Origin of the sequence: Nitrospira sp., from assembly GCA_037045225.1 — a bacterium.
Lineage (GTDB): Bacteria > Nitrospirota > Nitrospiria > Nitrospirales > Nitrospiraceae > Nitrospira_A.
In genome coordinates this window covers 3086038-3111397 of the sequence record JBAOHZ010000009.1, presented here as the reverse complement: position 1 = coordinate 3111397, position 25360 = coordinate 3086038, and the positions used below count along the sequence as shown (strand labels likewise).

Sequence of the window (25360 nt, the reverse complement as noted above, 5' to 3'; positions counted from 1 at the left end):
GGGGGGAGAAACCCGGAAGGAGCGCCATCAAGGACGGGGAAAAGACACGTTCCACGGGATTCGCCCCCATTGAGATAGCGTACCATCTTCAATGGGGGCGATTATTAACGTGCCTGGCTAGGACCTGTCAAGTTGTCGAGTGCACGATCGTCGGCGTCAGGAAAATCAACAGTTCCTGCTTGGAGACGTTTTCGGTTTTGTTCTTGAACAGCCAACCCAAGACCGGGATACGAGACAGATAGGGAATACCGGCCACATTATTCGACTGAGTATCGACGAACACACCGCCGATGACCATGGTTTCCCCATCGCGCACCAGCACCTGGGTCGTCGCTTCACGACGATCGATGCTCGGGCCGGCCGGGTTGCTCCGGGCGCCGACGGCGTTCCGCGTGGCTCGCACCTTCATGAGAATCTGCTTACCGATCTCTTTCGGGTCACGGGAAGTAATTTGCGGCGTCACGTTCAGCTCCAGGTTCGCATCCACGAACGTCGTCTGCGTGCCCTGCAAGGACGTGGTCTGGAACGGGATGGATTCACCTTGGGCAATCTTGGCGTCCCGCTTATCCAGCGTCGTGATCTTTGGCGCCGCAATCACCTTGGTCAAACCCAGCAATTCACCGGCTGACAACCGCACATCCAACATCGCCCCATTGGTCTTTCCGATCGAGAACCCGGCACCCGGCACCGACGGCAATCCGGGGTTCGCCGGCAAGTTGATCAAGAAGTCCGAAACTTGGGAGCCGAATGCCCCTGTGGTTCCGGTCTTGAAGGCGGACGTGCCACTCGCGCTTCCCAACTGATTGACGTTCTGAATACCCCACTGCACACCCAGCGATCGGGTATACGTTGTATCCGCTTGAACGATGCGTGCCTCAATCTGCACCTGCGGCACTTCGAGATCGACGCCGTCCAGCAATTGTCGCAAAACATCCAGCTTCGATTCCGTATCGCTGATGATGAGGGCATTACTCGCGGCGCTCACATTCATGGTTCCGCGCGGACTCAAATTTTGGCGCAGCGACGTCTGCACTTCCATTGCGTTCAGATTGCGGATATAGAATACCCGCGTGACGATGGGCTCGGCTTTCGACTTGGAGTCCTTCGCGCGGGCCTCTTCGTCCTGCTGTTTGGCGATATTTTGCAGAGTATCTACCCATACGATATTGCCCTGTCGGATCATTCCCAGCGCATTCATTTTCAGCAGCATTTCCAGCGCCTGATCCCACGGCACGTTCGCCAACTTCATGGTGACTTTGTTTTTGACGCCTTCTCCAACCACGATATTGAAACCGCTGACTTCCGCAATCAACCGCAACACATTGCTGATATCGGCTTGCTGGAAATCCAGGGAAATACGCCGACCGATAAATCGTGACGGGCCACTCACCACCTCATTCAGCTCCGGCTTCTTCTCCTCCGCCTGCACCGTTTCAGTCGTCAACTGGACGGGGTGAATATGCAACCGAGCTTGGGAGGGCTTGTGCGCCACCAACATGGGATGCATTGTCGGGCGCGTTACCGCCAGGCTGACACTGCGTTCCATCACGGGCTCCGCCACCGAGACTGAATCGTCTCCAGCAGGCTGGGCGTCAATCGCAGCAATCACCGCCTTGGGCTCCAGTGTGAGCGTCAGTCGACCATCGGTCGATTCGATGGAGTGCTCCACGGCTTGCGTCAAATCAAGGACCAGTCGCAGCTTATCAGGGTGATAACCGAACCGGACTTTCGATAACAGTGGATGCCCAACCATCAGCTTCGATTGGCGGCCGTCCGACTGTACCTGCGGCATATCGATGACCATTCGATGCGTCCCGATCATCTTCACCGTGTGCGCCAGAACACCGTTACCGAGCAGAACCAGCGTCATCCGATTCCCATCCCGCTTCACTTCCACCTTTGTCAGCATGGTGGCAGCGTGGCCGACGACACCGGCCTGCTCCGATGACAATCCAGAGGCCACGGCATTCTGGTCAACAGCCTGCGTGAATCCGGCCAACCCGGTTGTTTCGCCCGACGCCGCATATCCGGCTAGCCCTAACACTCCGGCCAACACGGTGACACTCAGCACTGGATAGACACCAACCTGTGTGTGTTTCATTCTATACCCTCTTTCGGGTGCAGAAGCTTGACGTATTCTCGCTCCTGCTTGTTCCCGTACACATCTGTGAACCGCTCTTGAACGATAATGCCTCGTTCAGTGATTGAACTGACCACACCATTGTTGGGCCCAATCCGTGTACCACGGCGAATGCTATACCCTTTGCCGTCCGGCGTCTGAACCATGGCCATATATCCGTAGTTGCCCCACAGCACCCCGATCAAACTTAGCTCGGTGAGGCCGACACGTTGTAGCGGAGGCAGATTGGCATCCGGCTCAGCCTGCTGACCGAGTTGCAGCATCGGCAAAAATGGGTCACGGCGACCGGAGGGGTCATAGGAGACCCCCGAAAACTCAAGCGACAACGAATCGCCGGATTGTGCGACGGAGGCCTCGGGACGAGGGGCAGGGGCTTCCATAACTGGCGCGGCCTTCGCGCCCTCAGGCAAGGGCATGACCTTCAACGAGTCGGCAGGTCGCATGGAGGCGACTTGACGCAAGTGTGGATGGGATGTTGCCTCGACGACCTGAACCGCGCCGCCCCCCACTAACACAACCGCTCCCATGGTCATCGACCGCATCCATCTACTCGACCAGATTCGTGTATTCACGGTGCTTCCCCTCACGTTGGGCATACGCTGGGCTCCATTCTTCACTTAGGCTTCGCCGCAGGAACCGGCGCAGTGGCTTTCTTCTCTCCCGGGGCGGCGTAGGCCACCAGATCGAACACCGTTTGTGTGACCACTCGTCCTTGATCGATACGCGCTGCACCGATTCGCACATCCTGCACGGTGACGATGCGGGACAACTTGCTGATTCGGTCGAAAAAGATCGCGGCAGTATGATATCCGCCGGCCACTTCGACGTTGATCGGCATCCGGATGAACAACTTCGAAGGATCCTCAGATTGTGTGCCGGGCTTCCAAAGCCGAACATCCAACCCCAACCGTAACCCAAGATCGGACACCTGCTTCAGCAACATGACCGCTTCTTCTTCCGGAGGAAGTCGTTCCTTCTTCGCGGCCAGTTCAATTTCCAACTGCTTATTCGCCGCGACCAGTTCGTCCAGATGCTTCACCTTGAGCGTCAAATTCTGGATCTCCGTATCCAATTGGGCCACCTGACCCTGCACCGCTTCCAGCTCTATTGTCTTGGGATCGACCACGTAGAAATAAAACCCCACCAGAATCGCCGCGACCAACAATCCAAGCAACGCGACCTTTTGGCCCGTCGGAATGCTGCGGAGGCCGTCTAAGCTGATTGCATTCAGACTCATGTTAGCCTTTCATCGACAGGTCGAGTTTGAATTGATAGGTGTTCATTTTGTTGTCGAGTCCTGCGCGGCTCTCCATCAATTTAATGGTGCCGAATTGATCAGTTCGACGGAGATTGTTCACAAATTCGACCACATCATCGTTGGTCAACGCGCGACCTTCGAGCTCGACGCTGTTGCCTTTCAGATTCAGGCGCACCAGCCAGACCTTCAACGGATTCAGGCTTTGACTGACATGGTCCAGCACTTTCACCGGGCCGGTCCGGCTTTTCTCCAACTGATCGATGATGCGGTTCTTGGCTTCGAGCTGCTTCTTCTTTTCCTCAAAATCTTGTACCGCTTTGACTTGCTCTTTCAGCTGAGCGACCTGCTTATCCTTGACCTGCTTCTCGCTCTGCTTGGCCTGGATCTCGTCATCGAGCGAGGCGGCATAGAACCAGCACGCCGTCAACGTGATCAGCAGCACGCCGACACCCAGCAGCGCCTCAGCACGGACATCCCACTGTGGTTTGGCTTTTCTGGACCGGGGTCCAGTCGCCAGCAAGTTGATTCTAATCATCGGTCCCCCACCGTCCGAAGTGCGAGGCCTACGCCCACCGCCGCAAGCGGACCCATCTCTGCCAACTGCTCGGGATCGACATCGCACTGTGAGGTGTCGATCTCATTAAAGGGATTCGCGATTTCCACCTCGACATGCATACGATCGCGAAGCTGTTGAGCCAATCCCTTGACCTTAGCTCCCCCACCGAACAGCAACACCCGCGCGATGTCATGATCCGAAGAGGTCGTCCTGAAATAATCGATCGTGCGGGCAATCTCCGACGCCACTTCCGCATTGACACTTTCCATCACCGACGCCAGCGTGGGATCTTCGTCGCGGTCGCTCTTCTTGAGTTGCTCGGCCTCCTCGAAGGACACACCCATTTCCCGCTGCACGGCCTCGGAATATCGGTTTCCACCCAAAGGAATATCGCGCGTGAACAGGGACACTCCCCCACCCACAATATTCACATTCATCACGCTGGCCCCGATGTTGACCAAAATCGTGGTGTCCTCTTGCGAGGCGGGGGAAGTCACGCCGTACATGTTCTCCACGGCAAATGCGTCGACGTCCATCACGACGGGAGTCAAGCCCGCTGCCTTGACCAGTTCTGTCAATTCATTGATCTTGTCCTTCTTCGCTGCGACGAGCACGATCGACATTTCACTCTGCTCGTCTGGACTCTCCGACGGGGGCAAGACGTGAAAGTCGAGATTGACTTCATTGATATCAAAAGGAATGTATTGCTCGGCCGACAGCTTCACTTGCGCCTCAAGCTCCTCATCAGGCATCGGCGGCAGGGAAATCTTCTTCACGATCACGGCATGACCCGAAATAGAAATAGCCACCTGCTTGAGCTTGACGTTCTTCTCAGCCAACAATTCCTTAATCGCCGAGACAACCCGGCCTTCGTCCATCACCGTACCGTCGACGATTACCTCAGGCTCCAACTCCTTGATGCCGAACTTCTGCAAGGTATAGTGCCCTCGATGCTCCTTGATCTGTACGAGTTTAATGCTGCTCGACCCGATATCCAGGCCTAGGAGCTGTCGCTGCGGGGAAAACATCGACAGAAATTCCATGTCCACCAGATTTTTCAATGAAGCCAGCATGCTCATGCCCTCTCTACGCAACCTCTTGATTCCCACCACCCATCACGCGCCTGATTTGCTCTATATTTTCGGCCGTATAGAGACGCCAATTGCGCCAATCGCGTGGGGGACTGGTGATCAGGCCCTCCCGCTCCCAGCGGAACAACGTCGCGCGCGAGATGTCGAACATCTCGCAGACCTCGTTGGTCTTGTACAATTGTTTCTTGGGAACGTCGCCGGCTTTCTTCACAAACTGCCTCAAATGCCTCTATTCATCACATGTTTCGGGCTCACGAAATTAAGTATAGTTGATATAGTCCACCTGTCAAGAAAACGGACGCATGACGGGATCACGAAAGGAGAAACGGCGAAACAGTGCTCAGGAACTAGGATTTTTGTAGGTCGCGGTGGGTGATAGACACGTCGTACCCCAAGGCGGCAAATTGCTCCCGGAGACGTATGGCCATGGTCACAGACCGATGGCGCCCCCCGGTACAACCGATGCCGATACTGAGGTAGCTTCGCTGATCCCGCTCGTAGAGCGGGATCAGGAAGGCAAACATTCCTTGCAGATGTTCGAGAAATTGACCGGCTGTGGGGTCCCCGAATACGTACTGTTGTACTCGGGCATCCTCACCGCTCAAGGCTTTGAGCTCCGGCACGAAGAAGGGATTTCGAATGAAGCGCACATCAAACAGCAGATCGATGTCATAGGGTACGCCGAACTTGTACCCGAATGTGACCAGGGAAATGGTCATGCGGCGTGCGACCGTTTCCTGACGAAACTGCCGGATCAGCAACTCGCGCAGCTCATGCACGGTAATGTTGGAGGTGTCGATGACCCGATCGGCATGCTTTCGCAATTCGCTCAAACGTTCGCGCTCGAACCGCACACCTTCCACGACCGGCATATGGGGCAACAACGGATGCGGGCGACGACTTTCTGAAAATCGGCGCACCAACACATCCTCGCGGGCTTCCAGAAAGACGAGTTGCAAGACATGTCCCTGCGCCTTCAGCTCGCCTAAGACCTTTGCCAGGTCCCCGAAGAATACTCGCTCACGAATGTCGATCCCCAGAGCAACATTCTTAATCTCACCGCCTTGTTGATGACACAATTCCACAAAGGTCGGAAGGAGGGCCGGAGGAAGATTATCGACGCAGAAATAGCCCGCGTCTTCAAAAGCTTTCAAGGCGTGGCTCTTTCCGGATCCGGAAAGGCCACTGATCACGACAAGATTAAGCGCGGCCATGAGCAGTGCGGGAGCGGTCGCTCGCAGGATCGATCAGCGCCACTCGTCCGTTCGGCAATCGTTGAAGCACCTGAACCGTGCCGGACAACGCGTTCAGAAACACCAGCACCGCGAGTTTTGCAGCATTAAGCGCCTCGACCGCCTCCTCAACCGTCAGCACTTCAAGGGTCGGCCGAACGACCTCCACCTCATTGCGTGCAGCCCGCGCAGCCTTCCGTACCACGGTGCGCTCACGCGGCTGATCACCGAATTTGTGATTCACTTTGCGCTCTTTCAGTTTGCGCAACTGCGCACCAAGCTTATCCACCACCTCGTCGATCGACGCGTACATCTCTTCGGTCGAGGTCTTTGCTTGCAAGCGTCGGCCCTGCACGACACCGACGACTTCGGCAACATGATGAAATTTTTCCAGACTCAACAGAATTTGCAAGGTCCCGAGCTTCAGCCCGTAGCGGTCGAGCCGCTCCATGCGTGTCTCAACATATTCCCGCAGCGCAGAAGTGACCGCTACATGCCGCCCCGTGATCATCAATCGCATTCCATCCTCGTTTCTCAGGCTGCCCGTACCACCATACGCTCAAGCCTGTTGCGACGATTGTTGTGCGCCCACGGAGCCGCATCCATGGTGCCGGCCCCGTCCACCCTAGAAAAATTTCCTGCGTTGCGTCGCAGAGGGAATGTTGTCCTCCGCGCGATATTTCGCCACGGTGCGACGGGCGATGAGGACTTGCTGCGTGCGCAGCCGTGCGGCGATTTCCTCGTCTTTAAGAGGTTTCCGAGCATCCTCCGCCGCTACCAGTTGTCGAATCATTTCGCGCACCGTGAGCGACGACAACATGTCTGTCGGCTGATCGGCGCGCTGCAGGCCGGCGTTAAAGAAAAATTTTAACTCCAACATCCCCTGCGGACAATACATATACTTATTGGCTGTCACCCGGCTGATGGTCGACTCGTGCATGCCGATATCCTCGGCGACTTGTTTAAGGACCAACGGCTTTAGGTGCTGGATGCCCCGTTCAAAAAATCCTTCCTGAAACTTCACAATGCTGGACACGACTTTCACAATCGTCTTGTTGCGCTGTTCAATGCTCCGGATCACCCATTGCGCCGCGCGCAGTTTATCGTCCAAATAGGCTTTGGTCTCCGCCGAGCCAGACTGCCCCGACGACATCAGTTGTTTGTAGTACGGGCTGATCCGCATACGCGGCAGGCCGTCATCGTTGAGCAGCACTTCCCACACACCTTCGTTCTTGACGACAAAGACATCAGGCACGATGGCATAATTCTGCGTATTCGAAAACGGCCTCCCCGGCTTCGGCTCCAACCCCTCGATAATCCGGGTAGCCTCGAACACATCGTCCATCGAAATATTCAACGCCTTGGCGATGCGGCTATACTGCTTTTTCTCCAGGTCCTTCAGGTGATGCAGTACGATGGATTCCAACACCGATCCCTTCAGCACGCCGGGGCGTGATCCTAAGGAAGCGATCTGACTGCGGCCCAAAAACTTCAGTTGCAGCAACAGACACTCGGACAAGTCCCTTGCCGCCACACCATTTGGGTCGAATCCTTGAACATCTTTCAGTACCGACTCCGCCTCATCGACAGTATATTTGGTGTCCGCCACCAGTTCGTCCAAGGTCATGCGAAGATAGCCATCGTCGTCCAGGTTTCCAATAATGAGGCGTCCGATGGCTTTTTCTCGGTCGGAAAGCCCCGACAAGGACAGCTGCCAGACGAGATGATCTTCCAATGAAGTCAACTTCGCCACGGTTTGTTCATAGGAGGGAAACTCATCCTTCGAGGATGAGCTATAGTCTGTTTCACCGCGACGCAAGTCCGTGTCGAAGTAGTCTTCCCAGCTGGAGGCCGAGAACTCCTCGGCATTTTCCCCGCTTTCAGCGGGCTTGTCATCGCCTTCGCCGCGCACTTCATTGGCCACGGTGGTCGACGTATCCGGCTGTTCCCGCTCTGCGGTCGCAGTTTCCTCACTCTCCTCGGTCTCCGTCGCCAATTCATCGAGCAAGGGATTTTCCATGAGATGCTGCTGCAAGCTCTGCTGAAGCTCCAACCGGGATAATTGCAACAGTTTGATCGCCTGCTGCAATTGCGGCGTCATGATCAGTTTTTGACTGAGCCTGAGATCCAGTCGCAGCTTCATCACACACTCACTTCCTTGCCGTTACAAACGGAATCCTTCGCCCAAATACACAGCCCTAGCCATTTCACTTTTCTCGATCACCCCCGGGGGGCCTGCTTCCAAGATCGTACCTTCATTGATGATGTAGGCCCGATCAGTAATCGACAACGTTTCCCGGACATTGTGGTCTGTAATCAACACGCCGATATTCCGCTGCTTTAAGCGGATGATAATTTGTTGGATATCGGCCACGGCAATGGGATCGATACCGGCAAACGGTTCATCCAACAGCATAAATGAAGGGCTGGTGGCTAACGCGCGAGTGATCTCGAGACGTCGACGTTCCCCGCCAGACAAGGCATAGGCCTTACTCTTGCGAATATGCACCAGATCCAGCTCTTTCAGCAATGTCTCGACCCGCTCCATACGCTCACTTCTCGAATAGCCCAGCATCTCCAGAATCGCAAGGATATTGTGTTCCACCGACAGCCGGCGGAACACCGACGACTCCTGCGGCAAATACCCAATGCCGCGTCGAGCCCGCTTATACATAGGCAACTCTGTAATCTCATGGCCGCTGAGGGTGATCGTTCCCTCGTCCGGCTGACACAGGCCGACCATCATATCGAAAATCGTCGTTTTTCCGGCCCCGTTCGGCCCCAGGAGACCGACGACTTCGCCGGCCTGCACATCCAGTGAGACGCCCTTCACCACCTTCCGGCTGCGAAAACTCTTCACCAAGCCACTGGCAGCCAGACGATCGGGCGCACCCGCCGGAGTCGCACCATCCAGGGCCGATGCGTGAGCGGCTGATGACATCGAGCTCACCGCTTGACACCACCTTCCCCCTCGATGACCACTTGTGAGTCGCCCTCGACCACACTTCGATCTTCGTCCAGAAACATGATGATCCGCTTGCCGGATACGCGGGTCCCCTTCTGCCAAGCCACCGGCTCACCAGTGAGAATGATTTTCTTTTGATCTTCGTAGTAGACGGCCTTCTCGCACGTTGCCCGGCCATCTTCTTTCTGAATTTTCACTCGGCCAGTCGCTTCAACCATTCGGATACTCCGCTCCGAGACCGCAGGCGCGGCATCCTGCTCCGGAGATTCCATCTTCTTCGCAGTCGGATTTGACTTGGACTTGGATGCGACGGCCGCAGGCTTGCTGTCTGCGCCAGTACGGTTGGGGTGAAACGACACCACCATATGATCTGAATGCACCACCAGCAGCCCACGGGTCAAGACAACCGCGCCATCAAAAATCGCGGTATTTTCTTGATTGCTGACCGTCATGGTTCGAGACGTAATGGTCGTCGTCGCCGCATTCGCCGAAGACTCTTTCCTTGCGACCGGGTCCGCTCCATGCACCACTGAACTACTGAGTAGAGCTCCGGCACTAGGAAGCAGGCACCACATCCACACGCACATCGTCCAAGACCTGAAACTCTTCTTTGTCCATCTTGCCCAGCAACCCTTTGCCGGTGACTTGCAACCCATGTCCGTGAATCGTGACCTCGTCTGGAGTTTGAATTTCATGCCGCGCATCAGTCCATACAAGATTATTTGTCTGAATGGTATAGCCACTTTGCGTCTCAACCACAATCGGCGTGGTCCTGTTGGAAAGTTGAAAGTTCTTCGTCTGTGTATCCAGGGTGCCCTCATCACCGGACAGTGTGAGTTCCTGTCCCTGCGCCCCGTACATGGTGATGTGCACCTTATTTAAGATGGCGCGGCTGTCCTTTTCGAACAGGCGTGCCTGTTCGGCCTGCACTTTCCACTGCACAAGATCGCCTTTGGTCTGAGTGAAGGTGAAGTCCTGAATACGGGCATCGGCCGATTCAGTGCCCACGGGCTCGACTGAACGCGACGAGGAACTAGGATTGGAACGGGTGATGAGCAAGTACCCAAGAAATGCAGCAAGCACCACACTAAGGGTGAGAAGACTTCGACGAATCCAACGTTCCCACATGGCGAAAAGCCCCTAATTTGAAGAGCTTCCCCGGTCGTGGCCGGTGGCATGATAGTAGCATTCCACCATGACCAAGTAAACCTGCAGCCTGCGTATAGCTTGAGAACAAGTTCGGAATGAGCGATGCAAAGGAAGGCAGGGAAGGAACGAGGCCACGACGACCATGAAGTCGTCGTGGCCTTCGCTATTTAGCTTTCTGCTGAGGCAGACGCTTTTTCAGTCGTCTCTTTCTTTTCTGCAGCCGTAACGTCCGTTGCTGGAACGGCCTTCGGCTTCTCCGGTCTCGTCACCAATTCGATGGCGACCATTTCTGCGGCATCACCAATCCGGCGGCGGGTGCGGATGATGCGCGTATAGCCTCCGGGACGTTCACGGAAACGTGACGCGACATCGCTGAACAGCTTTGCCACCACGGCCTTGCTGCGCAGGAAGCTCAGCGCACGACGACGGGCAGGAAGGTCCCCCTCTTTTCCAAGGGTGATCATACGATCGGTAAAACCACGAATTTCCTTGGCCTTGGCCTCCGTCGTTTCGATGCGCTCATGCTCCAGCAATGAAGTCACGAGACTCCGAAACAGCGCCCATCGGTGTTTAGTTTGACGTCCGAGCTGTCGACCCTTCTTTTTGTGGCGCACGGTAGTCCTGTTCCTTTCTTACTCTGAACGTACGCCCGCGTCGCCTGACGGCAAGGCGTCGACTTTCATTCCAAGGCTCAGTCCCATTTCGGTCAGGATTTCCTTGATTTCGTTGAGGGACTTCTTTCCGAAATTTTTGGTCTTCAACATTTCGGCTTCTGTTTTTTGCACTAAGTCGGCAATCGTCTTGATGTTGGCATTCTTCAAGCAATTGGCTGCCCGAACGGACAATTCCAGCTCATTCACACTACGATAGAGATTCTTATTCACTTCATCGGACAGCTCTTCACTTCCTGCAGTCGGCTTCGCATCCGAACGCTCTTCAGGATTGATGAAGATATCCAAGTGCTCACGCATAATCCCCGCCGCGTTCGACAAGGCATCGCGCGGAGAAATGGTGCCATCCGTCCAAATCTCAAGCGTCAACTTGTCATAGTCGGTCATCCGACCGACACGGGCATTCTCGACGTGGAAATTCACCCGCTTGATCGGGGAGAAAATGGAGTCCACAGCGATCACCCCAATAGGCAATCCCTCTTCCTTATTACGTTCAGCCGGTACAAATCCACGACCATGCTTGATGGTCATTTCCAAATCAAGCGCGGCATCTTTGTCCAGCGTGGCAATGTGCAGATCGGGAGTAAGAATCGTGACATCCCCGTCGTGCGCAATATCAGATCCCTTCGCTTCACCCGGTCCCTTCTTCTTGAGCCGAATGGTTTTGGGCTTGTCGCCCTGCAATGCCAACCGCAGACTTTTCACATTCAAGATGATGGAAGTCACATCTTCCGTCACGCCTGGAATCGTGGAGAACTCGTGTAACACCCCCTCGATCTTGACAGTGGTCACTGCCGCTCCCGTCAAAGAAGACAGCAACACCCGACGAAGGGAATTCCCCACCGTGGTGCCAAATCCTCGTTCAAATGCCTCGGTCGTAAATCTTCCGAATGTCGGGGAAAGAGTGTCCTTGTCGACTTCCACCCGCATGGGGATCTGAAAGTCTTTCATCGCTTTAATCATGACTCCCCCTTCAGTAACTCGTGTGTGCCCATCTATCGTTCAGCCATGGCCGGACAATCCCAAAACTCTCCGGTCATGTATTCTTAGCGCGAGTACAATTCCACGACCATCTGCTCGTTCACCGGCAGCACGATGTGCTCCTTGGTCGGCAACGAACGAATGGTGCCCTTGCAGGCACCTCGGTCCAATTCGAGCCATTCCGGGATACCGCGGCCGTCCACCGCAGCCAGCGCACCCTGAATGGGAAGAAGTTCACGGCTCTTCTGCCGGACTTCCACGGAATCACCCGCTTTGACGAGGGCACCGGGCGCCTTCACCTTCCGACCGTTGATCATCATGTGGCCATGATTCACCAACTGCCTGGCCTCTTTTCGGGAGGCTCCGAAGCCGAGTCGGTACACGACATTATCCAAGCGACATTCGAGGAGGCGCAATAACGTATCACCCGTGACGCCGGTCTGACGTTCGGCCCGTTCAAAAATGCCACGAAATTGGCACTCTTGCAGCCCATAGATCCTCTTGAGCTTCTGCTTCTCGCGCAACTGCAGACTGTAATCCGACGTCCGCTGACGAGCTTGACCATGCTGCCCAGGGGGATAACTCCGGCGCTCGATGGCGCACTTTTCGGTCATACAACGAGACCCTTTCAAGAAGAGCTTCTCGCCCTCTCTCCGACACAAGCGGCAGACAGGTCCACTATATTTTGCCACGCTACTACCCCTCCTCTACCTCAACGACTCAAGTACGACTAACTCAGCAATTACTTCGTTTTGATGGTGTCGCCCACTTTAGACGCGGCGGCGCTTCGGCGGCCGACATCCATTGTGAGGAATCGGCGTTACGTCGCGAATCAAATTGATGCGCAATCCGGCACTTTGCAGCGAGCGAATGGCGGACTCACGCCCAGCCCCCGGCCCGTTGACATACACGTCCACCTGACGCATACCGTTCTCCATGGCCTTCCGCGCCGCCGCCTCGCCCGCACGTTGCGCGGCAAAAGGAGTGCTCTTGCGTGACCCCTTAAATCCTTGATTGCCTGAGCTGGCCCAGACGACGGTATTGCCGCTCATATCCGTAATGGTCACGATCGTATTATTAAACGATGCCTGGACGTGAGCCACTCCGCTCTGGACAATCTTCCGTTCCTTCTTCTTGCCCTTCTTCACACTCATAAAATCTCCCTCAGCGCATGGCGCCTGCTCGGTCTAATCTCTTATCCTCTGGAACCAGCGGGCTTCTGTGGTTTGCTGCCCACACCCGAGCGACGGCCCTTGCGGGTGCGTGCATTGGTCTTGGTCCGCTGTCCACGAACAGGCAACCCTTTGCGATGCCGGAGACCACGAAATGTCCCGGTATCCACCAGTCGCTTAATGTTCATCGACACTTCTTTGCGCAAATCGCCTTCCACGCGATAGTCACGCTCGATGACTTCTCGAATCTTGACGATTTTATCTTCACTCACATCTTTCACGCGAATGGATCCATCAACTCCAGCTTTCTTGAGAATCGCTTGAGCTGCGACGCGCCCGATCCCATACACGTAGGTCAAACCGATATCGATTCGTTTGTCTTTTGGCAAATCCACGCCCGCAATACGCGCCATAATTACCCTCTCGTTCCTTCCCTTAATTGGACAGTGAGCCGGCTTGAAGAGCCCCCCAGGATGGGTTAGATGCTGCCTTAAACGACTTCATCTGCATGCCTGACATGCCCAATAGCCAAGGCAGCCCACATTCCGGTCAACCCTGTCTCTGTTTGTGACGCGGATTGGCGCATAAAACACGAACGACCCCACGCCGGCGGACCACTTTACATTTTGCACAAATCGGTTTGACTGACGACTTGACCTTCATAGCAATTCCATTTCTCCACTACTTGAAACGATAGGTAATCCGGCCCCTAGTGAGATCATAGGGCGACAACTGCACAGTCACCTTATCGCCAGGAAGAATACGAATGAAGTGCATCCGCATTTTTCCAGAGATGTGCGCTAAAATTCTGTGCCCATGTTCCAGCTCGACACGAAACATTGCATTCGGGAGTGTTTCAGCCACCGTGCCGGTCACTTCTATGACATCTTCTTTTGGCACGTATCGGTACGCCTCCCCGTCTTTAATGTGATAATTGTGACAGGATTCTCGCCGGGCCATTCGGCTGAATGGCAATCGTATGCTCAAAATGAGCTGACCACCGACCATCCTGAGTCACAGCCGTCCAGCGATCTTCCAATATGCGAATGGCACTGCTCCCCATATTCACCATAGGCTCGATGGCCAACACCATACCAACCTGGAGACGGGGACCTTGTCCAGGTCGTCCATAATTCGGAACTTGCGGTTCCTCATGGAGCTGCCTTCCTATACCATGGCCGACAAATTCAGTCACTACAGCAAAGCCTGCTGTTTCAACATGCGTTTGAACTGCATGCGAAACATCAGAGAGGCGATTGCCAACAACTGCTTTGGCAATGCCACGATACATCGCTTCTTCGGTCACCTGAATCAACCGTAAGGATTCACTACTTGCCGTTCCCACCGGGACGGTAATTGCCGAATCGCCGTAAAAGCCAGAGACAATGGCACCCAAGTCAAGGCCGATAATGTCTCCCTCGTTGAGACGACGCTTCGATGGAATCCCATGCACGACTTGCTCATTCACAGAGGCACACAACGTCTTCGGGTAGTTACGATACCCCTTAAACGCAGGAATGGCACCACGACCCCGGATGGCCTCTTCAGCCATGCGATCAAGATCATCGGTCGTAATGCCTGGTACCACTTTTCCCTTTAACAATTCCAGTACTTCAGCAACCACCTGAGACGCTTGTGCCATCAACGAGACTTCGTCCGGCGTTTTGAACACGATCATGTAGCGCCGAGCCCAACAAGCATCTTGGCTAACCGATCATACACGTGGGCCATCTCACCAGCCCCATCAAGGTTACTGAGCCTATTTTTGCCCTCGTAGTAAGCAATCAATGGCGACGTCTGCTCGTCATAGACCCTAAGGCGAGCCTCGATCGTCTCGGGCTTGTCATCACTCCGTTGAACCAACGGCGTAGCACAGCGATCACACTGGCCACTGATCTTCGGCGCGGCAAAATCCACATGAAAGACACTTTGACACTTCGGACAGCTCCGGCGGCCGCTGAGTCGCTTGACGACATCCTCTCGCGTGACCCGAAAATTGATCACCCGATCAAGGCTCACCCCTCGATCAGCAAGTAGCCGATTCAATTCTTCCGCCTGCGGAACGGTTCTCGGAAATCCGTCTAAAATGAATCCCTTCTGACAGAGCGGATCACCTAATTTCTCCCGCACCATGCCAATCACCACGCTGTCCGGAACAAGCTGCCCCGCATCCATACTTTTTTTAGCTTCGATTCCTAACGGGGTTTGCTTCCGCACTGCCTCACGTAGGAGGTCACCGGTTGATATCTTTGGCCAACCGAATTGAGCCGTAACTCGATCCGCTTGAGTCCCTTTTCCCACCCCTGGTGCGCCCAAAAATACAAGTCGCATTCGATCGCCTTAACTGGTTCTTCCCCGGAGCTTCCCCTTCTGGAGGAACCCATCGTAATTGCGATTCAATAGATGCGACTCAATCTGTTGAGCCGTATCCAGTCCGACACCAATAACGATCAGTAGTGAGGTTCCACCAAAGTAGAAGGGCATGTTGAGCTTGTAAATCAGGAACTCTGGAATGACGCACACGATTGCGAGATAGATCGCTCCGGCAAAGGTAATCTTGGTCAACACCGAATAAATATAGTCCGAGGTCCTCTGGCCTGGTCTGATGCCAGGCACAAAGCCTCCATATTTCTTCAAATTATCGGCCATATCAACGGGATTCATAACGACTGCGGTGTAAAAGAAACAGAAGAACACAATCAGCCCGACGTACATTAACGTATACAACAATGAGCCTGGTGCCAATTGGGATCCAATAGCCTTAATCCAAGGAGTCTCAAAAAATCCGGCAATCGTCGCAGGAAAAGCAATGATCGACGACGCGAAAATTGGCGGAATCACACCCGCGGTATTAATCTTGAGTGGAATGTGCGTGCTTTGTCCACCGTACACCCGACGGCCGATCACCCGTTTTGCGTATTGAACAGGAACCTTCCGACGCCCACTTTCGAGAAACACAATGGCTGCGACCACACCGAACATGACTAGCGTCAAGATAACCAAGAGAGGGAAGCTCAACTGACCAACCTTATACAAGTCGAAGGTCTGCGCCACAGCTGCTGGCAGTCTTGCAACGATACCGGCAAAGATAATGAGCGAAATGCCATTGCCAATACCTCGTTCCGTGATCTGTTCGCCCAACCACATTAAAAAACCCGTGCCGGCGCAGAGCGTAATCACGGTCATAAACCGGAACCCCCAGCCTGGGCTGAGCACGAAGGCACCTTGATTCATTTGCTCCAGGCCGACCGCAATGCCGAACCCCTGAATGAGGGCAATGACGATGGTGCCGAACCGAGTGTATTGAATAATCTTCTTTCGACCGCGTTCCCCCTCTTTGGCGAGTTTGGACAGATGAGGAATCACCACCGTCAACAACTGAAGAATGATCGAGGCGCTGATGTAGGGCATGATGCCCAGCGCAAAAATCGTCAGTCTGGAGAGGGATCCGCCGGAGAAAATATCCAAAAATCCGAGTAAGGCGCCGCCTTGCTTCTGAAGAAATTCGGATAAAGCTTCTCCATTGATACCCGGTGTGGGGATATGAGCACCCACACGATAGACGATAAGCATTCCCAGCGTAAATAATACGCGGGTTCGCAACTCAGGTATCTTGAAGATGTTTTGAAAACTAGTCAGCAGACGCTCAAACACAGGGAATGACCTCGGCCCTCCCCCCGGCTGCCTGAATCTTGGCCTCTGCTGATTTGCTGAACTTATGAGCCTGAACCACAAGAGGCTTCGTGAGCTCCCCCTGGGCCAGAATCTTAATCAGCTCTCCTTTTCGCCGCACAAGGCCTTCATTGATCAAGAGTTGGGGCGTAATGGCTTCTGTCGTCTCCAGATCAGCCAAACTTTTCAAGTTAATGATCGTATATTCTGTTCGAAATTGATTGGTGAAGCCGTACTTTGGAACTCGACGAATCAAAGGCATTTGTCCGCCTTCGAACCCAGGTCGCTTTCCTCCGCCTGAGCGAGCCTTCAAACCCTTATGCCCCTTCGTCGCGGTCTTTCCATGGCCGGATCCAGGACCACGGCCGATACGCTTTCGTTTGTGTTTCGCTCCACGAGAAGGAGCAAGATCATGCAACTTCATTGGGGACTCACTTCCAGTAAATAGCCAACCTTGGCGATCATGCCTTTAACTTGATCGCTGGCGGGACGTGACACCGTGGCGTTGAGTTTTCGAAGCCCCAATCCCCTGAGAACCAAGCGATGCTTATACGGCGTCCCAATCGGACTCCGCTTCAGGGTGATACGAAGGCTTGCTTGAGTACTTGCGGTTTTCTTTTCAGTAGCCATTAGACTTGCACCTGCGCTTCAGTTGCAACACTCCGTCGTAATCTCATCATTTCTTGAGGATCACACAATTGCTGAAGGCCGTGGAGAGTCGCTCTGACAGCGTTGAATGGATTACCACGACCCAAGGTCTTGGCAATGATGTTATGCGCGCCAGCCAGTTCAACAACAGCCCGAACAGCGCCTCCGGCAATGATCCCGGTACCATCAGCAGCAGGCTTCAGCAAGACGTGCTCAGCACCGAAGAGGCCGTGCACTTCATGCGGAATAGTCCCTCCCTTAATCGGGACACGAACCAAATGTTTCTTGGCTTGCTCGACGGCCTTGGAAATCGCAACAGGCACTTCTGCTGCCTTCCCCTTGCCAACACCGACATACCCCTGACCATCGCCAACCACCACTAAAGCGCAAAAATTGAAACGCTTTCCGCCCTTTACTACTTTGGCGACACGGTTGATAAATACTACTTTGTCTTTTAGGCTCAGTTCTTCGGGATTGACTCGCACAACGTCATTCTCCTTTAAGTCGTCTCATGTGACTTGTCACGAGCAGAAGTTAGGCAATCTGCACGGATCTGACACCTAAAACTGCAGGCCGCCTTCACGCGACGCATCAGCCAGGGCCTTAACGCGACCATGATACTGTCGCCCGCCACGATCGAAGACAACCATCGAGACCTTGGCTGCCTTCGCCCGTTCGGCAATTAGTTTTCCAACAGCTTTCGCGCCTTCAATGCTTCCCGTCGATTTCACAGACTTGCGCAAGGCCTCGTCCAATGTGGAGGCCGCGGCTACGGTATGACCGCGGAGGTCATCAATAATCTGAGCATAAATATGAGAGCGACTACGAAAGACATTCAGGCGTGGCCGATCACTCGTCCCAATGACAGATTTTCGAACGCGCCTCTTACGACGCGCTAATTTTCTATTTTTTTCTTGGATATTCATCAGTCGTCCCTACTTACCGGTCTTGCCCGCCTTCTTCCTCAAGACTTCACCGGCGTATCGAATTCCTTTTTGCTTATACACATCAGGCGGCTTAATCGAACGAATATTCGCCGCCACCTGACCGACTAAACGCTTATCCACCCCTTTAATGGAAATCAGGGTTTGCTTATCGACCTTTACATCAATGCCTGCAGGAACCGTATAGGTCACCGGATTGATGTAGCCGACATTAAAGCTCATTTCTCGTCCCTGCAATTGAGCCTTATAGCCGACACCCGTAATCTCCAGGGCCTTCTCATACCCCTTCGTGACACCTTGAATGATGTTACTGAGTTCCGCTCGAACGAGCCCATGCATCGCACGAATCTGGCGCGCATCGCCAGAGCGGTTGACCAACAGCTGCCCATCCTTCACCGCGACACTCAAACCATCAGTTAATTTCCAATCAAGTTTGCCGATCGGGCCCTTGACTGAGACAACGTGACCGGACACCTTAATGTCCACACCAGCTGGCACTGAAATTGGTTTCCGCCCTATCCGCGACATACGAACCCCGTTACGACGTTACAGCGACTCCGGTTATTACTGCGCCTTACCCGACTCTAACTACCAGACAGAACAAAGAACTTCTCCGCCTAACCCAGACCGCCTGGAATCACTGTCAGTCATAAGACCTTTCGAAGTAGAGATGACCGCCACACCGATACCATTCCTAACCTTGGGAACATCATCCCGACCGACATACACACGCCGCCCTGGTTTGCTGATTCGTCGCATCCCCGTGATCATCGGGCGAGCTTCATCCACATACCGAAGTTGGACGGAGAAATAGGGATGTCCCTCTTCCTGCATCTCACCGTAACCGAGAATGAATCCCTCTTTCCCAAGAATGTTGAGAATTTGCCGTTTCACCTTTGAAACGGGGACCTTCACCACATCCTGCCGCCGACGAGCCGCGTTCCCTAGTCTCACCAATAGATCAGCAATCGGATCAGTAATCATGCATTCCTCTTCTACGCCGGCAACAATTCACTTCAAATGAAGCGGCTACCAGCTTGACTTACGAACTCCTGGAATCTCACCCTTGAGGCTCAAAAATCGAAAACAGATACGACACATCCGAAAGCGACGTAAAAATCCACGAACACGACCACAGAGTCCACATCGGTGGTAGTCACGACAAGCAAATTTCGATTTTGCAGCCGCTTTGTTCCTTAGTGCTAATCTTGACACGCGATCCCCCTTACTCGTGCGCGGCTTACCTCGCCACGCCAACTGACACCTACGGGCGCATTAGGCCCGAAACGGCATCCCTAAATGCTTGAGCAAAGCCTTACCCTCATCGTTTGTTCTGGCGGTCGTGACGATCGTGATATCCATGCCATGGATCGAGGCGACGGTATCGTATTCGATTTCAGGAAAAATCAATTGTTCCTTCAGGCCGAGCGTGTAATTGCCGCGACCATCGAAAGCCTTTGGCGACACACCACGGAAGTCTCGAATACGCGGCAGGGCGAGGGAGATCAAGCGGTCCAAAAACTCCCACATCCGCCGGCTGCGAAGGGTAACCTTAGCGCCAATCGGCATTCCCTGTCTTAACTTGAAGCCTGCGATGGCCTTCTTGGCTCGCGTAGTAACCGGCTTTTGCCCGGTAATGATGCCAAGCTCATTAGAGGCACTCTCCAGTAACTTCACGTTTTGAATGGCCTCGCCCATCCCCACGTTCAGGACGATGCGTTCGAGCCGAGGAACTTGCATCAAGTTGCCGTAACCAAACTCCTTCATCAAAGCCGGAACCACCTGATCGCGATAAGTGTCCCTGAGCCTCGGGGAGAACTGGTGCTCATTGCCTGAATCCTGAGAGATCTCAGGAGCGGCGGCCTCTTTCTTGGTTGACGACTTTGAACTCGCCGCCTTACTGCCCTTACCCTTCTCTACTTTTGCCATGAACGTCTTTCCTGTTCCGACTATTCGACAATTTCTTTGGATTTTTTACTCAGTCTGGCCCGCCGACCGTCATCTTGGCGCTTGACCCCCAGCCGAGTCGGCTTCTTCGTAACTGGACACAAAAACATCACATTGGAAATGGCCAGTGGTGACTCACGCTCTAAAATCCCACCCTGACGAAGCTTTTGATTCGGCTTGGTGTGACGTTTGATCATATTGAGTTTTTCCACCAGGATCTTGCCGGCGACCGTATCGACAGACAAAACCTTGCCTGACTTCCCACGCTCACGTCCGGTCACCACCACGACGGTGTCGCCCTTGCGAATTTTTGTTTTAATTCGTGCCATCCCTACCAGAACCTTTCTTCCTTCAACTACAACACTTCCGGCGCAAGCGAGATGATCTTCATGAACTTCTTCCAGCGAAGCTCACGAGCGACCGGGCCGAAAATACGGGTACCAACAGGCTCCCCTTGCGCGTTGATCAACACACAGGCATTGCGGTCGAACTTAATGTAGGAGCCATCATCGCGACGCACTTCTTTGGTTGTCCGCACGATAACTGCCCGACTTACATCGCCCTTCTTCACACCAGCCTGTGGAATCGCTTCCTTGACGGCTACGACCACGATGTCGCCCAACGATCCGTACCGACGCCTGGTTCCCCCAAGCACATGAAAACACATGACTTGCTTCGCGCCGGAATTATCGGCCACATCCATGTATGTGTAATTCTGAATCATTCCCTGCCCTACTCACTGCCAAGGATTTAAACCCCTCAGCGGTTCAAGTGTGTTCCGTCGTTATTTCTCAGGTTGCCCCTTAGTCATGACGCGTACCACACGCCAATGCTTATCCTTGCTGATGGGACGCGTTTCACTCAGTTGTACCCGATCCCCTACTTTGCACACATTCCCCTCATCGTGCGCCTTCAGCTTGGTCACTCGACGAAGCACTTTTTTGTAGATCGGATGAATGACCGAACGTTCAACGGCAACGACCACCGTCTTATTCATCTTATTGCTGACGACGTTGCCATACCATTCACGTCGATGTTGTTGGCCTTCCTTCATACGCCCCTTCTCTCTTACTTACCGACCGATTGGTCGGTTTGTGTCTGCAGCAACTCCAGCTGACGCCTCACCGTCTTGAGCCGAGCTATGTCACGCTTCGTGCTCCGAACTTGCATCGGGTTTTCAAGCCTTCCAATGCCGAGCTGGAACCTGAAATTGAACAGCTCTTGGCGCAGCTGCTTTTCCTTGTCGGTCAACTCATCAATCGAGAGACCGCTGAGATCCTTCACATCCATCACATCACCACTCAACACGGGCTACAGGTTACTGAAATTCACCACGGGCAACAAATTTCGTCGCGATCGGAAGCTTGTACGAAGCCAGCTTCAAGGCCTGTTTGGCGACGTCAGGAGCCACGCCACCCATTTCGTACATGATTCGACCAGGCTTGACTACGGCCACCCAATACTCAGGGTTGCCCTTACCTTTACCCATGCGTGTTTCTGCCGGTTTCTTGGTGATTGGTTTGTCGGGGAAAATCCGAGTCCACACCTGACCACCACGCTTCACGAAACGTGTAATGGCAATACGGGCGGCTTCAATTTGACGACTCGTAATCCATCCTGGCTCAAGGGCCTTTAAGCCGAACTCACCGAGGGTAATAGCTCCCCCACGGTAAGCCTTCCCGCGCATTCGGCCCTTCTGCATTTTTCTGAACTTAACTTTCTTTGGCGCTAACACAGACCCACCTTTTCCTTATCGAAGCTATTAGCCAAGCCGACCAAGTGCCGAATCTGGCTTTAATTGAAGAGCAGGCAACAGCTCGCCCTTATAGATCCAGGTCTTCACACCAATCTGGCCCATTGTCGTATGAGCCTCAGCGAACCCATAATCCACCTCAGCTCGTAAGGTATGCAGTGGTACACGACCCTCACGATACCATTCAGTACGGGCAATTTCCGCTCCACCCAAACGTCCAGCCACCATAATTTTAATACCCTGAGCACCCAGACGAAGGGCTGACTGCACACTGCGCTTCATGGCGCGACGAAAGGCGACGCGCTTCTCCAACTGAGTTGCCACATTCTCGCTGACCAGCTGAGCATCAAGTTCCGGCTTCTTGATTTCCTTCACCGTTATGTAAGCTTGGCCGGAGTATTCCTTCTCAAGAGCCGCCTTGAGCTTGTCGACTTCCGCCCCTTTACGTCCGATGATAATCCCCGGACGGGCGGTATGGATAATCACCCGGGTCTGATCGCCAGACCGCTCGATTTCTACCTTCGCCACTCCGGCGTGATAGAGCTTAGCTTTCACCATTTTACGGATCTTAATATCTTGGTGAAGGAGCCGGGCGTAGTCCTTATCCGCGTACCAGCGGGAACTCCACGTGTAGTTATACCCGATGCGATACCCAATTGGATGTGTCTTCTGACCCATGAAGAATAACCCTCAGTCTAAGTGTAAAGGCCTAGCTATTCGCTGCGGCACCTGGAGCAGCCACCGCAATGGTGATATGGCTTGTGCGCTTCTGGATAGAATTAGCACGTCCCATTGATCGCGCTCGAAAACGCTTATAAATTGGCCCACAGTTCACAACGGCCTGAGATACCCACATCTCGTCGCTGTCGCCCAGCTCCTTCTGCTCGGCATTGGCTACAGCCGAACGAAGCAGCTTCTCAATAACCCGGGCGGCATGCTTCGGGGTATGCCGGAGCATCGCTAATGCCATAGGCACTTGCTGCCCTCGAATCATGTCAATGACAATGCGCGCCTTTCGAGGCGTAACTCGCACAAAACGTAAAATTGCTTTTGCTTCTGCCATAGCTGACCCCACCCACACCTTCCGATCCTTCAGCAAACCAGCGATTACTTCAGAGCCACTGCTTTTTCGGTCTTTGCCTGCCCATGGCCTTTAAAAAAGCGCGTAGGAGCAAATTCACCGAGCTTATGGCCGACCATATTCTCAGTCACAAAAACGGGAATGAATTTCTTGCCGTTATGCACCGCAAACGTGTGCCCGATCATATCCGGCACAACGGTCGAACGACGCGACCAAGTCTTAATAAGTTTGCGGTCTTTCATCTGATTCATCTGTTCGACTTTTTTCATCAGATGATCGTCAACGAATGGACCCTTTGTAATTGAACGAGGCATGAGCCGCTCCCCTACTTCTTCCTACGTGCGATGATGAATTTATCAGTCGCTTTATTCTTACGGGTTTTGTAGCCCTTTGCCGGTGTCCCCCAAGGGGACACGGGATGGGGATTGCCCTGACCGGACTTTCCTTCGCCTCCGCCGTGGGGGTGATCAACCGGGTTCATGACCACACCACGAACATGGGGACGCTTCCCCTTCCAGCGAGTGCGACCCGCCTTTCCGACAACAACATTCTCATGATCCACATTGCCAACCTGCCCGACCGTAGCCATGCAGGTGGATAATACCTTGCGCATCTCACCGGACTTCAGGCGAATTTGCACATACGCACCGTCGCGGCCCATGACCTGGGCAGACCCACCGGCACTGCGAATTAATTGGGCACCTTTTCCTGGCTTCAATTCGATGTTGTGAATGGTTGTACCCAACGGAATATTCACCAGCGGGAGCGCATTCCCTGGTCGTACCTCAGCACCCACACCAGACTGAACCGCATCGCCAATAGCTAGCCCAACAGGAGCGAGGATGTAGCGCTTTTCGCCATCGGCATAGTGCAATAAGGCAATTCGCGCGGAGCGGTTCGGATCATACTCGATCGCGGCCACTTTCGCGGGAACACCAGCCTTGTCCCGTCGAAAATCAATCTGTCGATAGAGGCGCTTGTGCCCGCCCCCACGGAAACGAATTGTTTGTCGGCCATCATTGTTACGCCCACCGGTCCGGAGATGGAAACCCGTCAGTGCCTTTTCAGGCTTCTTCTTGGTGAGCTTCTCACCCTGAATAGCCGTCATTCCGCGGCGGCCAGGCGTCGTTGGTTTATAGACTTTTAATGGCATAACTGTTTCTCACTTTATCGAGAGGCTCACCGGCTACACGCTTTCGAATAGCTCTAGCTTCTCGCCTTCCTTCAACGTGACAAATGCCTTCTTCCAATCTGACCGCTTGCCGACAAAGCGACCCAAGCGCTTTACCTTGCCACGAATATTTACCACGTTGACGCGGGACACCTTGACCTTCAAAAGCGTTTCGACGGCCTGTCTGATTTGAATCTTATTCGCATCGGGATGAACCAGAAAACCGACGGTGTTACCCTGCTCCCGCAGTGCGGTAATCTTTTCCGTCAAGAGCGGCTGAATAAGTACCTGATGGAGGTCGCCCCTCATGACCACACCTCTTTCACACGGCTTAATTCACTCTGCGGAATCACCAGAGAGTGACACCGAAGGACGTCGTACACATTCAATTCTTCCGGCCTCAAGACCGTGACGCCGGACAAGTTCTTACCAGCCTGCACGAGATGGGAATTCGCGTCACCGACAACGAGAAGAGCGGTGCCAGAGATACCGAGCTGAGCCAGCGCGCTAGCGAGCAACTTCGTTTTCGCTTCCGCAATGACTAGGTCGGATACCACAAGCACACTACCGTCAAGCACTTTCGAAGACAGTGCACTTTGCAAGGCAGCACGATACTTCTTCCTCGGCATACCATAGGCATAACTTCTCGGCTTTGGACCAAAGACGGTGCCCCCATGCCTCCAAACAGGAGAGCGGAGGGAGCCAGAACGTGCCCGCCCCGTATGCTTCTGCTTCCAAGGCTTTTTCCCTGAGCCACTCACTTCTCCTCTACGCAAGGTGGAAGCAGTGCCCTGGCGGTCGCATGCACGCTGCATCACCACAGCTTCATGCACGAGAGGCACGTGGGGCTTGCAACCAAACACTTCGTTCGGCAAGTCCACCGTACCGACTTTCTTCTTTTTTGAGTCCACCACATCAACGATCGGCAT

The 25360-nt window shown here is 54.0% G+C and carries 41 protein-coding genes; all 41 read right to left on the bottom strand.

Going from position 1 to position 25360, the window contains the following annotated elements; translation table 11 throughout:
- Positions 1 to 127 precede the first annotated feature (127 nt).
- Complete coding sequence (gene pilQ, locus V9G17_15545; protein MEI2754010.1) at positions 128 to 2101, bottom strand: type IV pilus secretin PilQ; 1974 nt, start codon at positions 2099 to 2101, stop codon at positions 128 to 130.
- A complete protein-coding gene (locus tag V9G17_15540) occupies positions 2098 to 2673 on the bottom strand; it encodes a pilus assembly protein PilP (GenBank protein MEI2754009.1) in 576 nt (191 codons plus the stop codon). Before V9G17_15540 ends, pilQ begins: the two co-directional genes overlap by 4 nt.
- Positions 2674 to 2753: 80 nt before the next feature.
- A complete protein-coding gene (gene pilO, locus V9G17_15535; protein ID MEI2754008.1) occupies positions 2754 to 3377 on the bottom strand; it encodes a type 4a pilus biogenesis protein PilO in 624 nt (207 codons plus the stop codon).
- Between the two features lies 1 nt (position 3378).
- Positions 3379 to 3933, bottom strand: coding sequence for a PilN domain-containing protein (locus V9G17_15530; GenBank protein ID MEI2754007.1), 555 nt, complete (start codon positions 3931 to 3933; stop codon positions 3379 to 3381).
- Positions 3930 to 5027 carry a type IV pilus assembly protein PilM gene (pilM, locus tag V9G17_15525; GenBank protein ID MEI2754006.1) on the bottom strand — a complete coding sequence of 366 codons (1098 nt, stop codon included), beginning with the start codon at positions 5025 to 5027 and terminating at the stop codon, positions 3930 to 3932. The genes V9G17_15530 and pilM overlap by 4 nt, the downstream gene beginning before the upstream one ends.
- 13 nt (positions 5028 to 5040) lie before the next feature.
- On the bottom strand, positions 5041 to 5256 hold the full coding sequence (locus V9G17_15520) for a MerR family transcriptional regulator (GenBank protein ID MEI2754005.1): 216 nt from the start codon (positions 5254 to 5256) through the stop codon (positions 5041 to 5043).
- Positions 5257 to 5392: 136 nt separating this feature from the next.
- Positions 5393 to 6259, bottom strand: coding sequence for an RNase adapter RapZ (rapZ, locus tag V9G17_15515; GenBank protein MEI2754004.1), 867 nt, complete (start codon positions 6257 to 6259; stop codon positions 5393 to 5395).
- Positions 6246 to 6797, bottom strand: coding sequence for a ribosome-associated translation inhibitor RaiA (raiA, locus tag V9G17_15510; GenBank protein ID MEI2754003.1), 552 nt, complete (start codon positions 6795 to 6797; stop codon positions 6246 to 6248). The genes rapZ and raiA overlap by 14 nt, the downstream gene beginning before the upstream one ends.
- 105 nt (positions 6798 to 6902) lie before the next feature.
- Positions 6903 to 8420 carry an RNA polymerase factor sigma-54 gene (gene rpoN / locus V9G17_15505; GenBank protein MEI2754002.1) on the bottom strand — a complete coding sequence of 506 codons (1518 nt, stop codon included), beginning with the start codon at positions 8418 to 8420 and terminating at the stop codon, positions 6903 to 6905.
- Between the two features lie 21 nt (positions 8421 to 8441).
- Positions 8442 to 9218, bottom strand: a complete 777-nt coding sequence (gene lptB / locus V9G17_15500) for an LPS export ABC transporter ATP-binding protein (GenBank protein ID MEI2754001.1) — start codon at positions 9216 to 9218, stop codon at positions 8442 to 8444.
- 5 nt (positions 9219 to 9223) lie between these two features.
- The gene (locus V9G17_15495) at positions 9224 to 9769 is read right to left on the bottom strand and encodes an LptA/OstA family protein (GenBank protein MEI2754000.1); all 546 of its coding nucleotides are present in this window, start codon (positions 9767 to 9769) and stop codon (positions 9224 to 9226) included.
- A 28-nt stretch (positions 9770 to 9797) separates the two neighbouring features.
- On the bottom strand, positions 9798 to 10370 hold the full coding sequence (gene lptC, locus V9G17_15490) for an LPS export ABC transporter periplasmic protein LptC (protein MEI2753999.1): 573 nt from the start codon (positions 10368 to 10370) through the stop codon (positions 9798 to 9800).
- Between the two features lie 188 nt (positions 10371 to 10558).
- On the bottom strand, positions 10559 to 11005 hold the full coding sequence (gene rplQ, locus V9G17_15485) for a 50S ribosomal protein L17 (protein ID MEI2753998.1): 447 nt from the start codon (positions 11003 to 11005) through the stop codon (positions 10559 to 10561).
- Positions 11006 to 11023: 18 nt separating this feature from the next.
- Positions 11024 to 12025, bottom strand: a complete 1002-nt coding sequence (locus V9G17_15480) for a DNA-directed RNA polymerase subunit alpha (protein ID MEI2753997.1) — start codon at positions 12023 to 12025, stop codon at positions 11024 to 11026.
- A gap of 83 nt (positions 12026 to 12108) precedes the next feature.
- Positions 12109 to 12735, bottom strand: coding sequence for a 30S ribosomal protein S4 (gene rpsD / locus V9G17_15475; GenBank protein ID MEI2753996.1), 627 nt, complete (start codon positions 12733 to 12735; stop codon positions 12109 to 12111).
- Positions 12736 to 12813: 78 nt separating this feature from the next.
- Entirely contained in the window at positions 12814 to 13197 is a 384-nt protein-coding gene (rpsK, locus tag V9G17_15470) for a 30S ribosomal protein S11 (protein ID MEI2753995.1), read from the bottom strand.
- A 41-nt stretch (positions 13198 to 13238) separates the two neighbouring features.
- The gene (gene rpsM, locus V9G17_15465) at positions 13239 to 13628 is read right to left on the bottom strand and encodes a 30S ribosomal protein S13 (GenBank protein MEI2753994.1); all 390 of its coding nucleotides are present in this window, start codon (positions 13626 to 13628) and stop codon (positions 13239 to 13241) included.
- A 136-nt stretch (positions 13629 to 13764) separates the two neighbouring features.
- Positions 13765 to 13878, bottom strand: coding sequence for a 50S ribosomal protein L36 (gene rpmJ, locus V9G17_15460; protein MEI2753993.1), 114 nt, complete (start codon positions 13876 to 13878; stop codon positions 13765 to 13767).
- 18 nt (positions 13879 to 13896) lie between these two features.
- Complete coding sequence (gene infA / locus V9G17_15455) at positions 13897 to 14115, bottom strand: translation initiation factor IF-1 (GenBank protein MEI2753992.1); 219 nt, start codon at positions 14113 to 14115, stop codon at positions 13897 to 13899.
- Between the two features lie 22 nt (positions 14116 to 14137).
- Positions 14138 to 14893 carry a type I methionyl aminopeptidase gene (gene map, locus V9G17_15450; GenBank protein MEI2753991.1) on the bottom strand — a complete coding sequence of 252 codons (756 nt, stop codon included), beginning with the start codon at positions 14891 to 14893 and terminating at the stop codon, positions 14138 to 14140.
- A complete protein-coding gene (locus tag V9G17_15445) occupies positions 14890 to 15546 on the bottom strand; it encodes an adenylate kinase (GenBank protein ID MEI2753990.1) in 657 nt (218 codons plus the stop codon). Before V9G17_15445 ends, map begins: the two co-directional genes overlap by 4 nt.
- Positions 15547 to 15555: 9 nt before the next feature.
- On the bottom strand, positions 15556 to 16869 hold the full coding sequence (gene secY / locus V9G17_15440) for a preprotein translocase subunit SecY (GenBank protein MEI2753989.1): 1314 nt from the start codon (positions 16867 to 16869) through the stop codon (positions 15556 to 15558).
- Positions 16862 to 17311: a 50S ribosomal protein L15 gene (gene rplO / locus V9G17_15435; protein MEI2753988.1), complete on the bottom strand. Its 450-nt coding sequence runs from the start codon at positions 17309 to 17311 to the stop codon at positions 16862 to 16864. Before rplO ends, secY begins: the two co-directional genes overlap by 8 nt.
- Entirely contained in the window at positions 17308 to 17517 is a 210-nt protein-coding gene (rpmD, locus tag V9G17_15430; protein MEI2753987.1) for a 50S ribosomal protein L30, read from the bottom strand. Before rpmD ends, rplO begins: the two co-directional genes overlap by 4 nt.
- Positions 17517 to 18020, bottom strand: coding sequence for a 30S ribosomal protein S5 (gene rpsE / locus V9G17_15425; GenBank protein MEI2753986.1), 504 nt, complete (start codon positions 18018 to 18020; stop codon positions 17517 to 17519). The genes rpmD and rpsE overlap by 1 nt, the downstream gene beginning before the upstream one ends.
- 75 nt (positions 18021 to 18095) lie before the next feature.
- Complete coding sequence (rplR, locus tag V9G17_15420) at positions 18096 to 18461, bottom strand: 50S ribosomal protein L18 (protein MEI2753985.1); 366 nt, start codon at positions 18459 to 18461, stop codon at positions 18096 to 18098.
- 9 nt (positions 18462 to 18470) lie between these two features.
- The gene (gene rplF / locus V9G17_15415; GenBank protein ID MEI2753984.1) at positions 18471 to 19007 is read right to left on the bottom strand and encodes a 50S ribosomal protein L6; all 537 of its coding nucleotides are present in this window, start codon (positions 19005 to 19007) and stop codon (positions 18471 to 18473) included.
- A gap of 60 nt (positions 19008 to 19067) precedes the next feature.
- Complete coding sequence (rpsH, locus tag V9G17_15410) at positions 19068 to 19463, bottom strand: 30S ribosomal protein S8 (GenBank protein ID MEI2753983.1); 396 nt, start codon at positions 19461 to 19463, stop codon at positions 19068 to 19070.
- Between the two features lie 45 nt (positions 19464 to 19508).
- Positions 19509 to 19694 (bottom strand): type Z 30S ribosomal protein S14, encoded by a 186-nt coding sequence (locus V9G17_15405; GenBank protein MEI2753982.1) that lies wholly within the window; start codon positions 19692 to 19694, stop codon positions 19509 to 19511.
- A 60-nt stretch (positions 19695 to 19754) separates the two neighbouring features.
- On the bottom strand, positions 19755 to 20408 hold the full coding sequence (gene rplE / locus V9G17_15400) for a 50S ribosomal protein L5 (protein ID MEI2753981.1): 654 nt from the start codon (positions 20406 to 20408) through the stop codon (positions 19755 to 19757).
- A 20-nt stretch (positions 20409 to 20428) separates the two neighbouring features.
- Positions 20429 to 20755, bottom strand: a complete 327-nt coding sequence (rplX, locus tag V9G17_15395) for a 50S ribosomal protein L24 (GenBank protein MEI2753980.1) — start codon at positions 20753 to 20755, stop codon at positions 20429 to 20431.
- Between the two features lie 26 nt (positions 20756 to 20781).
- Positions 20782 to 21150 (bottom strand): 50S ribosomal protein L14, encoded by a 369-nt coding sequence (gene rplN, locus V9G17_15390; GenBank protein ID MEI2753979.1) that lies wholly within the window; start codon positions 21148 to 21150, stop codon positions 20782 to 20784.
- 60 nt (positions 21151 to 21210) lie between these two features.
- The gene (gene rpsQ, locus V9G17_15385; protein MEI2753978.1) at positions 21211 to 21480 is read right to left on the bottom strand and encodes a 30S ribosomal protein S17; all 270 of its coding nucleotides are present in this window, start codon (positions 21478 to 21480) and stop codon (positions 21211 to 21213) included.
- A gap of 14 nt (positions 21481 to 21494) precedes the next feature.
- The gene (gene rpmC, locus V9G17_15380; protein MEI2753977.1) at positions 21495 to 21716 is read right to left on the bottom strand and encodes a 50S ribosomal protein L29; all 222 of its coding nucleotides are present in this window, start codon (positions 21714 to 21716) and stop codon (positions 21495 to 21497) included.
- Between the two features lie 28 nt (positions 21717 to 21744).
- Positions 21745 to 22161: a 50S ribosomal protein L16 gene (rplP, locus tag V9G17_15375; protein MEI2753976.1), complete on the bottom strand. Its 417-nt coding sequence runs from the start codon at positions 22159 to 22161 to the stop codon at positions 21745 to 21747.
- Positions 22162 to 22188: 27 nt separating this feature from the next.
- Positions 22189 to 22857 (bottom strand): 30S ribosomal protein S3, encoded by a 669-nt coding sequence (rpsC, locus tag V9G17_15370; GenBank protein MEI2753975.1) that lies wholly within the window; start codon positions 22855 to 22857, stop codon positions 22189 to 22191.
- A gap of 31 nt (positions 22858 to 22888) precedes the next feature.
- Positions 22889 to 23242, bottom strand: coding sequence for a 50S ribosomal protein L22 (gene rplV, locus V9G17_15365; GenBank protein MEI2753974.1), 354 nt, complete (start codon positions 23240 to 23242; stop codon positions 22889 to 22891).
- A 44-nt stretch (positions 23243 to 23286) separates the two neighbouring features.
- A complete protein-coding gene (gene rpsS / locus V9G17_15360) occupies positions 23287 to 23574 on the bottom strand; it encodes a 30S ribosomal protein S19 (GenBank protein MEI2753973.1) in 288 nt (95 codons plus the stop codon).
- 11 nt (positions 23575 to 23585) lie between these two features.
- Positions 23586 to 24413 (bottom strand): 50S ribosomal protein L2, encoded by an 828-nt coding sequence (gene rplB / locus V9G17_15355; GenBank protein MEI2753972.1) that lies wholly within the window; start codon positions 24411 to 24413, stop codon positions 23586 to 23588.
- 33 nt (positions 24414 to 24446) lie between these two features.
- Positions 24447 to 24740, bottom strand: coding sequence for a 50S ribosomal protein L23 (locus V9G17_15350; GenBank protein ID MEI2753971.1), 294 nt, complete (start codon positions 24738 to 24740; stop codon positions 24447 to 24449).
- On the bottom strand, positions 24737 to 25360 hold the full coding sequence (gene rplD / locus V9G17_15345) for a 50S ribosomal protein L4 (protein MEI2753970.1): 624 nt from the start codon (positions 25358 to 25360) through the stop codon (positions 24737 to 24739). Before rplD ends, V9G17_15350 begins: the two co-directional genes overlap by 4 nt.

Excerpts from the sequence above, each read along its gene's own strand:
- rapZ (MEI2754004.1), bottom strand. The coding sequence starts at position 6,259 with ATGGCCGCGCTTAATCTTGTCGTGATCAGTGGCCTTTCCGGATCCGGA.
- rpsM (MEI2753994.1), bottom strand. The coding sequence starts at position 13,628 with ATGGCGCGTATTGCGGGCGTGGATTTGCCAAAAGACAAACGAATCGAT.
- lptB (MEI2754001.1), bottom strand. The coding sequence starts at position 9,218 with ATGTCATCAGCCGCTCACGCATCGGCCCTGGATGGTGCGACTCCGGCG.
- rplD (MEI2753970.1), bottom strand. The coding sequence starts at position 25,360 with ATGCCGATCGTTGATGTGGTGGACTCAAAAAAGAAGAAAGTCGGTACG.
- raiA (MEI2754003.1), bottom strand. The coding sequence starts at position 6,797 with ATGCGATTGATGATCACGGGGCGGCATGTAGCGGTCACTTCTGCGCTG.
- V9G17_15445 (MEI2753990.1), bottom strand. The coding sequence starts at position 15,546 with ATGCGACTTGTATTTTTGGGCGCACCAGGGGTGGGAAAAGGGACTCAA.
- rplE (MEI2753981.1), bottom strand. The coding sequence starts at position 20,408 with ATGGCAAAAGTAGAGAAGGGTAAGGGCAGTAAGGCGGCGAGTTCAAAG.
- rpsH (MEI2753983.1), bottom strand. The coding sequence starts at position 19,463 with ATGATTACTGATCCGATTGCTGATCTATTGGTGAGACTAGGGAACGCG.
- rpsC (MEI2753975.1), bottom strand. The coding sequence starts at position 22,857 with ATGGGTCAGAAGACACATCCAATTGGGTATCGCATCGGGTATAACTAC.
- rplO (MEI2753988.1), bottom strand. The coding sequence starts at position 17,311 with ATGAAGTTGCATGATCTTGCTCCTTCTCGTGGAGCGAAACACAAACGA.
- pilM (MEI2754006.1), bottom strand. The coding sequence starts at position 5,027 with ATGCTGGCTTCATTGAAAAATCTGGTGGACATGGAATTTCTGTCGATG.
- rpsS (MEI2753973.1), bottom strand. The coding sequence starts at position 23,574 with ATGCCTCGTTCAATTACAAAGGGTCCATTCGTTGACGATCATCTGATG.
- V9G17_15480 (MEI2753997.1), bottom strand. The coding sequence starts at position 12,025 with ATGATTAAAGCGATGAAAGACTTTCAGATCCCCATGCGGGTGGAAGTC.
- map (MEI2753991.1), bottom strand. The coding sequence starts at position 14,893 with ATGATCGTGTTCAAAACGCCGGACGAAGTCTCGTTGATGGCACAAGCG.
- rplN (MEI2753979.1), bottom strand. The coding sequence starts at position 21,150 with ATGATTCAGAATTACACATACATGGATGTGGCCGATAATTCCGGCGCG.
- rplX (MEI2753980.1), bottom strand. The coding sequence starts at position 20,755 with ATGGCACGAATTAAAACAAAAATTCGCAAGGGCGACACCGTCGTGGTG.
- V9G17_15530 (MEI2754007.1), bottom strand. The coding sequence starts at position 3,933 with ATGATTAGAATCAACTTGCTGGCGACTGGACCCCGGTCCAGAAAAGCC.
- V9G17_15350 (MEI2753971.1), bottom strand. The coding sequence starts at position 24,740 with ATGAGGGGCGACCTCCATCAGGTACTTATTCAGCCGCTCTTGACGGAA.
- rpmD (MEI2753987.1), bottom strand. The coding sequence starts at position 17,517 with ATGGCTACTGAAAAGAAAACCGCAAGTACTCAAGCAAGCCTTCGTATC.
- pilO (MEI2754008.1), bottom strand. The coding sequence starts at position 3,377 with ATGAGTCTGAATGCAATCAGCTTAGACGGCCTCCGCAGCATTCCGACG.
- V9G17_15540 (MEI2754009.1), bottom strand. The coding sequence starts at position 2,673 with ATGACCATGGGAGCGGTTGTGTTAGTGGGGGGCGGCGCGGTTCAGGTC.
- rpoN (MEI2754002.1), bottom strand. The coding sequence starts at position 8,420 with ATGAAGCTGCGACTGGATCTCAGGCTCAGTCAAAAACTGATCATGACG.
- pilQ (MEI2754010.1), bottom strand. The coding sequence starts at position 2,101 with ATGAAACACACACAGGTTGGTGTCTATCCAGTGCTGAGTGTCACCGTG.
- rplR (MEI2753985.1), bottom strand. The coding sequence starts at position 18,461 with ATGAATATCCAAGAAAAAAATAGAAAATTAGCGCGTCGTAAGAGGCGC.
- rplV (MEI2753974.1), bottom strand. The coding sequence starts at position 23,242 with ATGGCAGAAGCAAAAGCAATTTTACGTTTTGTGCGAGTTACGCCTCGA.
- lptC (MEI2753999.1), bottom strand. The coding sequence starts at position 10,370 with ATGTGGGAACGTTGGATTCGTCGAAGTCTTCTCACCCTTAGTGTGGTG.
- rpmJ (MEI2753993.1), bottom strand. The coding sequence starts at position 13,878 with ATGAAGGTCAAGTCGTCAGTCAAACCGATTTGTGCAAAATGTAAAGTG.
- rplB (MEI2753972.1), bottom strand. The coding sequence starts at position 24,413 with ATGCCATTAAAAGTCTATAAACCAACGACGCCTGGCCGCCGCGGAATG.
- rpsK (MEI2753995.1), bottom strand. The coding sequence starts at position 13,197 with ATGAGTGTGAAGAAGGGCAAGAAGAAGGAACGGAAGATTGTCCAGAGC.
- rpmC (MEI2753977.1), bottom strand. The coding sequence starts at position 21,716 with ATGGATGTGAAGGATCTCAGCGGTCTCTCGATTGATGAGTTGACCGAC.
- rpsQ (MEI2753978.1), bottom strand. The coding sequence starts at position 21,480 with ATGAAGGAAGGCCAACAACATCGACGTGAATGGTATGGCAACGTCGTC.
- rplF (MEI2753984.1), bottom strand. The coding sequence starts at position 19,007 with ATGTCGCGGATAGGGCGGAAACCAATTTCAGTGCCAGCTGGTGTGGAC.